Below are 8,935 nucleotides of genomic sequence, written 5' to 3'. Positions count from 1 at the left end.
AACCCTGATGGCGGGGCCTGTCGGCAGGCCCCGCCGCGCATTGAACAGTAGGCAGCCATGAACAAGTCGAAAGGACGCAAGATCGCAGCAGGCACCACCCTGGCCCTGGTGGCCTGCGCGGTGCTGTACGCCGTGGGCGGGCCGCAGAAGCCGCCCACCTACATCACCGCCCAGGTGCAGCGCAGCGATATCGAGAACGCCGTGCTCGCCACCGGGGTGCTGGAAGGCATCAAGCAGGTTGATGTGGGCGCGCAGGTCTCGGGGCAACTGAAATCGTTGAAAATCAAACTGGGTGACAAGGTCAGGAAAGGCCAGTGGCTGGCCGAGATCGACCCGTTGGTGCTGCGCAACACCCTGCGCCAGGCCGAGGTCGACGAGGAGAAGCTGCAGGCCGAGCGCATGTCCACCAAAGTCCAGATGGACCAGGCCAAGCGCCTGTTCGAACGCTACAAGGACCTGCAGGCCGACGAGTCGATTTCTCGTCAGGACTACGACAACGCGCAGTCCGACTACGAGGTTCAGCAGGCCAACCTGCGCTCCCTGGACGCGCAGATCAAGAGCGCCCAGGTGCAGATCGACACCGCCAAGGTCAACCTGGGCTACACCCGCATCATCGCGCCCATCGACGGCGACGTGGTGGGTATAGTCACCCAGGAAGGCCAGACGGTAATCGCCAACCAACTGGCGCCGGTGCTGCTCAAGCTGGCCGACCTGGACACCATGACCATCAAGGCCCAGGTCTCGGAGGCCGACGTGATTCACATCAGCCCCGGCCAACCGGTGTACTTCACCATTCTGGGCGAGGACAAGCGCTACTACGCCACCTTGCGCGGCACCGAGCCGGCGCCGCAGAACTACCTGGACACCGACGCCACCGGCAGCAAGACCAAGCAGGACAGCGCGGTGTTCTACAACGCGTTGTTCGAGGTGCCCAACCCCGACCACCGTTTGCGCATCGCCATGACCGCCCAGGTACGCATCGTGCTGGGCACGGCGCAGCAGGCCCTGACGGTTCCGGTCGCTGCGCTGGGCCCGCGCAATACCGACGGCAGTTACGTTGTGCAGGTGGTGGACACCAAAGGCTTCGCCCAGGCGCGTACCGTGCAGGCCGGCATCAACAACAATGTGCAGGTGCAGATCACCCAAGGCCTGGCCGAGGGTGACAAGGTGGTGATCGGCGAACTGGCCACGGCCACGGCGGGGAACTAGGCATGAACCTCAAAGTAGACCTGGAGGCCCTGCACGAGACCCGCGTCGAGGCCGGCCTGCCTTTGCTTCGACTCAAGGGCGTGAGCCGCAGCTTCATGGCCGGTGACCGCGAGTTCCTGGCCTTGCGGCACATCGATCTGGAGATCTACCCCGGCGAACTGGTGGCGATCATCGGTGCGTCGGGGTCGGGCAAATCGACCCTGATGAACATCCTGGGTTGCCTGGACCACGCCAGCAGTGGCAGCTATCAGGTACAGGGCCAGGAAACCCGTGACCTTGACGATGAAGCCCTGGCGGCATTGCGGCGGGACCATTTCGGTTTCATTTTCCAGCGCTACCACTTGCTGCCGCACCTGGACGCGGTGCACAACGTGGAAATTCCAGCGGTGTACGCCGGCACCGCGCCAGGCCAGCGCCACCAGCGCGCCGAGCAGTTGCTGACGCGTCTGGGGCTGGCTGGCCACCTTGAGCACCGGCCCAGCCAGATGTCCGGCGGCCAGCAACAGCGGGTGAGTATTGCCCGGGCGCTGATGAACGGTGGCCAGGTGATCCTGGCCGACGAGCCTACCGGCGCGCTGGACACCACCAGCGGCAAGGAGGTGATGAACATCCTGCTGGAGCTGCACGCCGCTGGCCACACGGTGATCCTGGTGACCCACGACCCCAAGGTGGCGGCCCATGCCGAGCGCATCATCGAGGTCAGCGACGGGCAGATCATCGCCGACCGGCGCACGCCGCCTACACCCACGCCGGCGCCGGTGGCTGCCGGGCACACGGCCGCCAGGGTGATGCCACGGCGCCTGGTGGCGGGCCTGGGTCTGTTTCGCGAGGCCTTCAACATGGCCTGGATAGCCTTGGTGTCGCACCGCATGCGTACCTTGCTGACCATGCTGGGCATCGTCATCGGCATCACCTCGGTGGTGTCCATCTCGGCCATTGGCGAAGGCGCCAAGCGTTATGTGCTCAAGGACATCCAGGCCATCGGCAGCAACACCATCGACGTCTACGCGGGTGCCACCTTCGGTGACAGCCGGGCCAAGTCCATCGAAACGCTGGTGCTGGCCGATGTCACCGCCCTCAATCAGCTTTACTACATCGACAGTGCCACCCCGGTGATCGGCCAGAGCACGTTGGTGCGCTACCGCAACATTGATGTCGACGCCCAGCTCAATGGGGTCAGCAACCGTTATTTCCAGGTGCGCAACATCCGCATGGCCGCCGGCATTACTTTCAGCGAGGACGACGCGCGGCGCCAGGCCCAGGTGGTAGTGATCGACCACAACACCGCCCAGCGCCTGTTCGGCAATGGCACCGACCCGCTGGGCCAGGTGATCCTGATCGGCAACCTGCCGTGCACGGTGATCGGCGTGGCCGCCGACAACAAGAACCTGTTCGTGGCCAACAAGAGCCTGAACATCTGGGTGCCGTATGAAACGGCTGCCGGCCGCGTGCTGGGCCAGCGGCATCTGGACAGCATCAGCGTGCGCATCAAGGACGGCATGCCCAGCAAGATGGTGGACGAACAGGTCAACAAATTGATGCTGCAGCGCCATGGCACCAAGGACTTTTTCACCAATAACCTCGACAGCGTGATGCAGACCGTGCAGAAAACCAGCCGTTCGCTGACCTTGCTGTTGTCGCTGATCGCGGTGATTTCCCTGGTGGTGGGGGGCATTGGGGTGATGAATATCATGCTGGTGTCGGTCACCGAGCGCACCCGCGAGATCGGCATCCGCATGGCCGTGGGCGCGCGCCAGTCCGACATCCGCCAGCAGTTTCTGGTGGAAGCGGTGATGGTGTGCCTGATGGGGGGCGTGGTCGGGATAGCCTTGTCCTACGGCATCGGCTACTTGTTCACCCTGTTCGTCAAGCAGTGGGAAATGGTGTTCTCACCGGCCTCCATCGTCACCGCTTTCGCCTGCTCAACCCTGATCGGTGTACTGTTCGGCTTCGTCCCGGCCCGCAATGCCGCCCGGTTGGACCCCATCGAAGCGCTGGCGCGGGATTGAGCCTGCCCGTTCAACCTGTGGGCGCCCGGCTTGCTGGCAACGAGCCTGGCGCCACAGGTCGGTGGGTTCGAACGAAGGCTTTGGTACTGTTGATCCATCCAGTGGTTGGCGGTATTCTGTGCGGAGAACATTTGTACTCCACACTTGGCAACCTTATGCTCATGACCGATGACCTCATGAATTTCCCTGACCCAGCGCCGTTTCCTTCGCCATTGGAGCTGCTGGAGCACCAGTGCCTGTTGTTGAGCAACGAGCTGGATGAAACCAACGCCGAGCTGCGCGCCTGCCGCCAGCGGATCGCGGCGCTGGTGACCATGCATGGCAGCGACAGCAATGAAATAGCGCGGTTGCGCCGCGAGCTGGCCGGCCGGGGCGCAGCAGGCCCAGCGCAGGCATAGTGTGCAGAGGGTATGCATCGCCCTGCTCACGGGCAGGACGTCGGTTCGTCGGCCTCGTTGAAGTAGCAGTATTTGCCGCGCTCCGGGCTGTAGTGGAAGCTGTCGCCCACCGGGCCGCTGGCACGGTCGCGCAGGGCCTGGGCCAGGCGGTCGCAGGAGGGCGTGCCGTTGTTGTCGCGAAACAGCGAGGTTTGTTCCTTGTCGCAGCGCTGGCGCAGGTCGGCGGTCAGGGCGGCGGTGCGCGCTTCGTAATCGCTCTGGATCCTCGCCAGGTGGTCGCACGAGGGTGTGCCGTTATTGTTCCTGAACAGCGACGTCTTTTCCTTTTCGCACTTGAGGTTCAATTCGTCCATCTTGTTCAGCGGCGCACCGCTGGCGACGGTGCTGGCCAACAAGGCCACGACCATCCCTGAATATCTCATGGTGTTGCTCCCCATCACATGAACAACCGGCGGTCCTGCCAGGCGCAGGGAATGCTAGTCCCTTTGCGGGCTGGTGCAAAGCCGCGCCCGCAGTGAGATATGGCGTGTGGGGGCCTCAAGACGCAGCAGGCGTGATGATCACCGTGCAGGTCGTCCCCGCGGCCAGTACCCTGTCCTCCGGCACCGCGTCCAGGTGAATGCGCACCGGCACCCGCTGGGCCAGGCGCACCCAGTTGAACGTCGGGTTGACGTCGGCCACCAGCTCGCGGCTTTCGGGGTTGTCGCGGTCGTAAATGCCCCGCGAAATACTCTCCACATGCCCTTGCAGCACCTCGCCACTCATCATCTGCAATTGCGCCGGGTCACCCACGTGCACGTTGGGCAGCTTGGACTCCTCGAAATAGCCATACACCCAGAACGAATGCCGGTCGACCACGGCCATTTTCGCCTCGCCCACCTTGGCGTAGTCGCCGGGGTGCACGTTGAGGTTGGTGACGTAGCCGTCAGCGGTCGCCAGTACCTCGGTGCGGCTCAGGTTCAACTCGGCGGCGGCCAATTGCGCCTGGGCCTGCTGGTAATCGGCCTCGGCGGCGCTGGCGGTGTTGCCAGCGTCTTCGCGGCTTTCCTTGGACACCACCAGGTTGTCCATGTCGGCACGGCGCTTGGCATTCACCTCGCGCATCTGCCAGGTGGCCTTGCGCGACGCGACCAGGGCCTTGGCCTGGGCCACCGCCACCTGGTAGTGCGCGGGGTCGATGCGCATCAACACATCGCCCTTCTTCACCAACTGGTTGTCGTGCACCGGCACGGCTACTACTACGCCGCTGACATCAGGCGCGACGTTGATGATGTCGGCGCGCACACGGCCATCGCGGGTCCAGGGCTGGGCCATGTAATGGTCCCACAAGGTGTGGCCGAGCAAGGCGGCAACGGCGACCACCAACAGGGTGGCCACCACGCTGAAGAGTTTTTTCATCGGGGCGGTCTCAACGGTAAACGTTCAGCGCCAGGGCGCTGAACAGGCAAATGAACAGGCTCAGGCGCACCAGCGGGGCATGCCAGAAGAAGCGGTACAGGTTCAGGGCGATCAGCAGCCGGTCGAGCAACCAGGTCAGCAACGCGCCGGCACCCAGCAAAAACAGCAGCGTGGGCAGGTAGAGTTCGAGGAACATCAGTTCGCGGGGCATGGTCGACTCCGGGTCACAGCTGGGCCAAGGGCGAGCGTGGGTTGAGCAGGGCGCTGCGGATAAAGTGCAGGTAGGCGGCCGCCGGTTGCGTCGGCTGCTGGTCCAATGCCTGGTCCAGCGCCTGCAGCGCGTCGCTTCGGCGGCCCTGGGCAGGGCGTTCGAACAGCCGCGTCAACGCTTCGCCAACGGCCGCCGGGGCCTGCCCCAGTTCACGCAGGCGTACCCATGCGTGGCCCACGTCCTGCACGCTGAGGGCCCATTGCAGCAGGTTGTCCTGTACCGCCGGGCGCGCCGCCGATAGCGACGTGGCGTGTTGCAGCACGTCGCGGGTGCGGCTTTCGAAGCGCTGGCGCAGGTGCTTGAGGTTGCCATGGACGGCAAAGCCGACCTGGCGGCGCAGGTCCTGGTGCAGGTGGCGCCAGGCCCATGGCGCGTTGGTGGGCAGCACCACCGCGCCGGCGATGGCACAGAGGCCGAAAGCCAGGATGTTGGCGATGCAGTCATTGATGAAGCCCGACGGGTTATAGACCGTCAGGTTGGCCGGGATCGAGCCCGAGGCGAAGGTAATCAGAAACCCCAGCCCGATCCCCATGGTAGACATCCGGGTGGTCAGAAACCCACCCAGCAGCAGCGCCGGCGCCAACACAAAGCACAGCAGCGCGAAGCCGTCGATGTGCGGGTACACCAGGAAGTATTCGATGAAACCCACCACGCTGCTCAGAACTACACCCAGGCCCATCTGCACCCCGGCGCGCCATGGATTGGGTGTGGAGGCGGTCAGGCTGATGCCCGCGGCGGCGGAAATCATCAGGCTGATGCCGCTGGGCCAGGCGGTCGCCAGCCAGAAGCTGGCCGCCAGCGCCACGGTGATGAAACCGCGCACACCCGAGGCGACGCACACCCACAGGTTGGTGCGCGGGGTGAAGCCCACGGCCCATTGCTCGCGCGGGTGGCGGTGGCTGGCCAGGGAGGCATGGGTCTGGGCGTAGTCATGCAGTTCGTGCAGCAGGCCCATCAGCAACTCGCCGGCGGTATCCAGGTCCTGCTGGTGCAGGGTGGCGGGTAACTGCGCCAGGCGTTCGGCGGTCATGGCCTGCAGTTTTTCCAGGCGCGCCACCAGCGGCACCGCGCTGGCGCTGTCCAGGGGCTGGTCACGGTAGTCCTCCAGCAGGCTGTTCAGCCCGGCCAGCGCCGGTTGCAGGTCAAGCCAGGCAATGGGGGCCTCATGGCGCAGGCGTTCAAGTTGCTGGTACAGCGCGTTGAAGCGCGTGGTGCATTGCATGAATTCGCTGTTCAGGCGGCTCAGCCGGCCGCTGCGCCAGTGGGTCAGGGGGTCTTCGAACACGGTGACGCTGCGCAGGTTTTCCAGGCCCACGGCCTCGGCCACCAACCGCCGGTTGTGCTGGGCAAACGCGCCCTCGGCGAGGCGCCCCTGCAGGCTGTCGGCGGCGAACGCGGCGAAGCTGCCCAGGCGTTTGCCCAGCAGCGCGCGCAGGGCGGAGCGGCTGCTCTGCGGGAACATCACGGCCGAGACCACGCCGCTGCAGATCACCGCCAGGCCGATCTCGACGGCACGCCATACCGCGGACAGGTACACGCCCTCGGGATGAGCCAAGGCGGGTACGCCGACGATGGCGGCGGTGTAGCCCGTGAGCACGAAGGCGTAGGCCTGAAAATTTCGATAGCGCGCCGACAGGCCGCAGCACAGCCCGACCCACAGGGCGAGGCAGCCGAGAAACACATCGCTGTGCTGGCCGAACAGGGCGATAAGGGCGACCACCACGACCAGGCCCAGCAGTGTGCCCAGCAGGCGCCAGGCGCTCTTGGCGATCACCGGGCCACTCTGCGGCTGCATCACGATGAACACCGTGACCAGCGCGGTGGAGGGCTGCGGCAGTTCCAGGCGCAGCGCCACCCAATAGGTGAGGAAGGCGGCGGTCAGCAGCTTGAACAGGTAGATCCAGGTGACGCCGTCACGCTGCGCCCAAGCCTGCAAGGCCGGGCGCCAGTCCGAGGCCAGGCTCATGGCGCCTGCTCCCCGCGCAGCAGCGCCAGGCCCGGTTTGGCCGGTTGCGCGCGGGCCGGGTCGGGACTGTCGCTGCCGGCGTGCACGCCACCGCCCAGAGCGATCACCAGGGACGCCTGGGTCTGCAGGCGTGCGGCCTGTACTTGCTGCTGAATCTGCTGTTCACGGAACAGCTGGGTCTGGGCGTTCAGTACGTCCAGGTAGCCGGTCAGTCCACGCTGGAAGGCTACCCTGGCGATGTCGTAGCTGCGCTGGGCCGCGGCCACGCCCTGGTCGGCGAGCCCGGCCTGGTTGTCCATGGAGCTGCGGCGAATCAGTTGGTCACTGATGTCCTTGAGGGCTCGCACCAGCGTCTGGTTGTACTGGGCCACGGCCACGTCATAGCCCGCCGACGCTTCGCCCAGCTGGGCACGCAGGCGACCACCGTCGAAAATCGGCAGGCTCAGGGCCGGGCCCACGCTGCCACCGAGCTTGTTGGCGGTCAGGAATTCCAGCACCCCACCGCCAGTGCCGCTGAAGCCCAGGCTGGCGCTCAGGTCGACATCCGGGTAGAAGCCGGCGCGGGCCACTTCGATACCCCGGGCCTGGGCGTTGACCCGCCAGCGGCTGGCGACCACGTCGGGGCGCTGGCCCAGCAATTGCGCCGGCAAATGCGCGGGCAGGGGCAGAGGCGCCGCCAGGGCCAGGGCAGGGCGCTGCAACAGGTGTGCGGCGCCGGGCCCTTTGCCGGCCAAGGCGGCGAGCTGGTTGCCGGTGAGGGCGATGGATTCGTCGAGGCTGTCGATCTGGCGGCGGGTTTCCGGCAACGAGGTTTGCGCCTGGCTGACTTCCAGCTGGGTACCGATGCCATGGTCAAAGCGTTTCTGCGCCAGGTCCAGAATCTGTTGTTGCTGGGTGAGCAGCGCCTGCAGGATGTCGCGCTGGGCGTATTGTTCGGACAACTGGATATAGCTGCGCACAATGTTGCCTTGCAGTTCCAGTTGCGCGGCGCGGCCTTGCGCGGCGGCCGCATGGGCGCTGTCGAGCGCCTGTTCCGTGGCGCTCTGTTCGCGGCCCCACAGGTCCAGCGAGTAGCTCAGGCCCAGGGCGGCGTTGTTGTCGAAATTGGTGACGTCGGCCAGTTCACCGGGGCCGTAGTAATTGTCAGTGGGCCATTTGTGCCGGGTGATCGACGCCTTGGCGTTGAGCTGTGGCGCTTCATTGGCCTCGGTCACGCCGGCCAGCGCCTTGGCCTGGCGCACGCGGGCAGCGGCTTCGGCGAGGGTCGGGCTGTTGCGCTGGGCATCCTCGACCCAGGCATTCAGCTGGGTATCACCGTAGGCCTGCCACCAGCGCTCGGCCGGCCAGTGGGCGTCACTGCTGGCGTGGGCAATGGCCGCGTCGGTCTGCAACTGGTTGGCTGCCAGGGCTTGGCTGTGAGGGGCGATGCCGTGGGTGCTGATGCAACCGCTGATTGTTAACGTGAATGTCAGTACCGCGAGGGGTAATGCACAGGTTGCAAAAGTTCGTTTCACCGCTGGTCAATCCCCGGTATGCCCGTTGAGTCTGGATGGGGAAGGATTTTACCGGGTGACGATCCATGCAATAAACGCAACAAAACATGATTGTTTGTTGTAATTAATTTTATAATTGCCACCGGCTCTCACACGCGGCATCACGGCCCCATCCTTGTTTTTGCAGAGGC

8 protein-coding genes are annotated in these 8,935 nt (G+C 65.2%); 3 read left to right on the top strand and 5 right to left on the bottom strand.

The window, feature by feature from the left end:
- Nucleotides 1-57: 57 nt before the first annotated feature.
- From macA to QBK88_RS08695, 3 genes are all read left to right on the top strand, one after another.
- On the top strand, nucleotides 58-1,209 hold the full coding sequence (gene macA, locus QBK88_RS08705; protein WP_277961738.1) for a macrolide transporter subunit MacA: 1,152 nt from the start codon (nucleotides 58-60) through the stop codon (nucleotides 1,207-1,209).
- A 2-nt stretch (nucleotides 1,210-1,211) separates the two neighbouring features.
- The gene (locus QBK88_RS08700) at nucleotides 1,212-3,218 is read left to right on the top strand and encodes a MacB family efflux pump subunit (RefSeq protein WP_277961737.1); all 2,007 of its coding nucleotides are present in this window, start codon (nucleotides 1,212-1,214) and stop codon (nucleotides 3,216-3,218) included.
- A 176-nt stretch (nucleotides 3,219-3,394) separates the two neighbouring features.
- Nucleotides 3,395-3,616: a hypothetical protein gene (locus QBK88_RS08695; RefSeq protein ID WP_277961736.1), complete on the top strand. Its 222-nt coding sequence runs from the start codon at nucleotides 3,395-3,397 to the stop codon at nucleotides 3,614-3,616.
- A gap of 26 nt (nucleotides 3,617-3,642) precedes the next feature.
- Here the strand turns inward: QBK88_RS08695 and QBK88_RS08690 are convergent, their stop codons facing one another.
- From QBK88_RS08690 to QBK88_RS08670, 5 genes are all read right to left on the bottom strand, one after another.
- Complete coding sequence (locus QBK88_RS08690; RefSeq protein WP_277961735.1) at nucleotides 3,643-4,038, bottom strand: hypothetical protein; 396 nt, start codon at nucleotides 4,036-4,038, stop codon at nucleotides 3,643-3,645.
- Nucleotides 4,039-4,153: 115 nt separating this feature from the next.
- Nucleotides 4,154-5,014: an efflux RND transporter periplasmic adaptor subunit gene (locus tag QBK88_RS08685; RefSeq protein WP_268142605.1), complete on the bottom strand. Its 861-nt coding sequence runs from the start codon at nucleotides 5,012-5,014 to the stop codon at nucleotides 4,154-4,156.
- A gap of 10 nt (nucleotides 5,015-5,024) precedes the next feature.
- The gene (locus tag QBK88_RS08680) at nucleotides 5,025-5,225 is read right to left on the bottom strand and encodes a DUF1656 domain-containing protein (protein ID WP_268142603.1); all 201 of its coding nucleotides are present in this window, start codon (nucleotides 5,223-5,225) and stop codon (nucleotides 5,025-5,027) included.
- A 13-nt stretch (nucleotides 5,226-5,238) separates the two neighbouring features.
- Entirely contained in the window at nucleotides 5,239-7,251 is a 2,013-nt protein-coding gene (locus QBK88_RS08675; RefSeq protein ID WP_277961734.1) for an FUSC family protein, read from the bottom strand.
- Nucleotides 7,248-8,765 (bottom strand): efflux transporter outer membrane subunit, encoded by a 1,518-nt coding sequence (locus tag QBK88_RS08670; protein WP_277961733.1) that lies wholly within the window; start codon nucleotides 8,763-8,765, stop codon nucleotides 7,248-7,250. Before QBK88_RS08670 ends, QBK88_RS08675 begins: the two co-directional genes overlap by 4 nt.
- Nucleotides 8,766-8,935: the final 170 nt, after the last annotated feature.

Source organism: Pseudomonas sp. RIT-To-2 (assembly GCF_029623465.1).
Classification (GTDB): Bacteria; Pseudomonadota; Gammaproteobacteria; order Pseudomonadales; family Pseudomonadaceae; genus Aquipseudomonas; species Aquipseudomonas silvicola.
The sequence above is the reverse complement of the archived record's forward strand: the minus strand, read 5'-3'. Positions and strand labels throughout refer to the sequence as shown.